A 1,431-nucleotide genomic window follows, 5' to 3' on the forward strand; every position below is an offset into this window, starting at 1 on the left:
TGAGAGGGTGGTTCGGTAGCCTTTGCCCATTGTGGGCTTGGCTCAGTGTGTGAATGCGAGCGATGGTCGTAACCGGTGAGGTCTCCATCGCGTTGGGTCGATCATGGGCGAGCGAGCGGCGTACCCGAGTGACCTGACCGACGAGCAATGGTTGGTGGTCGGGCCGTTCCTGCAGGCGTGGAAGGACCGGCACCCGTCGGTGTCGGGGCATCAGGGCCGCTACGCGCTGCGGGAGATCGTGAACGCGATCTTCTACCAGAACCGGACCGGTTGTCAGTGGGCGTACCTGCCGCACGACCTGCCACCGAAGTCGGCCACCTACTACTACTTCGCCCTGTGGCGCGATGACGGCACCGACCAGGTGATCCACGATCTGCTGCGCTGCCAGGCGCGGGAGCGAGCCGGCCGTCGGGAGGACCCGACCGCGGTGGTGTTGGACACCCAGTCGATCCGGGCGGCCAACCACGTCCCGGCCGCGACGACCGGCAAGGACGCCGCGAAGAAGGTCCCGGGCCGTAAACGGGGCCTGGCAGTGGACGCCTTGGGGTTGATCATCGCGGTGGTGGTCACCGCGGCGTCGGTCACGGACAACGCGATCGGCGTGCGACTGCTGGACAACGTCGTGGCCCACACCCCTTCGGTGACCAAGGCATGGGTCGACGCCGGGTTCAAAGACGACGTGCAGATTCACGGCGCGGTGAACGGTATCGACGTCGAGCAGGTCAAGCGCACCGACACGGCCGCCGGGTTCGTGCCGATCGCACGCCGGTGGGTGGTGGAGCAGACCAACGGCACGCTGATGCTGCACCGCCGCCTGGTCCGCGAGTACGAGAGCCGACCTGCCTCGGCGGTGTCCCGCACCTGGTGGGCCTCGACGGCGAACCTGGTCCGCCGGTTGACCGGCACCACCACCGCGTCCTGGCGCGACCCGGGCCACCAGCGGTGACCCGACCGCCGCTGCTGGACCTGCTCACCGAACGCGAGACCGCCGCCGGCATCACCGCAGAGCGGCTCCGCGAGCAGATCGCCGCCCTCACCGACCAGCTCACCATGGCCGAGACCGAGCTGGCCGAACTCGCCATCACCCGCAAGACGCTGCTCAGCCTGACCGGCCACGCCGACCCGGCGGCACCCACAGACGCGACCGTCGCCAGCCCCGCATACCAGCAGATCCTCGCCGTGTTCCACGGCGGCACCGCCCCGATGCGCGCCAAGGACATCTGCCAGGCCCTCGGCACCGGCACCACCGCCAAGGACACCGAGAATCTCCGCGCCAAGCTCAAACGCCTCGTCGCCCGCCAGATCCTGACCGAACCCGAGGCCGGCCTGTTCACCCCCGCCTCGCCACCGCCAGCCGCATAGCCCCACGAGCAGGACCTCTACCCCGCGGCCAAACCCACAACGGACATGCCCTTCCGAACCACCCTCTGA

2 protein-coding genes are annotated in these 1,431 nt (G+C 69.1%); both read left to right on the top strand.

Annotated features, from left to right (window positions below):
* The first annotated feature begins 103 nt into the window (after positions 1-103).
* Positions 104-946 (top strand): IS5 family transposase, encoded by an 843-nt coding sequence (locus tag ACFYZF_RS30615; protein ID WP_387026662.1) that lies wholly within the window; start codon positions 104-106, stop codon positions 944-946.
* Positions 943-1,362 (top strand): hypothetical protein, encoded by a 420-nt coding sequence (locus tag ACFYZF_RS30620; RefSeq protein ID WP_387026663.1) that lies wholly within the window; start codon positions 943-945, stop codon positions 1,360-1,362. Before ACFYZF_RS30615 ends, ACFYZF_RS30620 begins: the two co-directional genes overlap by 4 nt.
* Positions 1,363-1,431 lie beyond the last annotated feature (69 nt).

Origin of the sequence: Micromonospora sp. NPDC001898 (assembly GCF_042891255.1) — a bacterium.
Lineage (GTDB): Bacteria > Actinomycetota > Actinomycetes > Mycobacteriales > Micromonosporaceae > Micromonospora.

Coding starts and splice junctions, on each gene's coding strand:
- ACFYZF_RS30615 (WP_387026662.1), top strand. CDS start 104: ATGGGCGAGCGAGCGGCGTACCCGAGTGACCTGACCGACGAGCAATGG.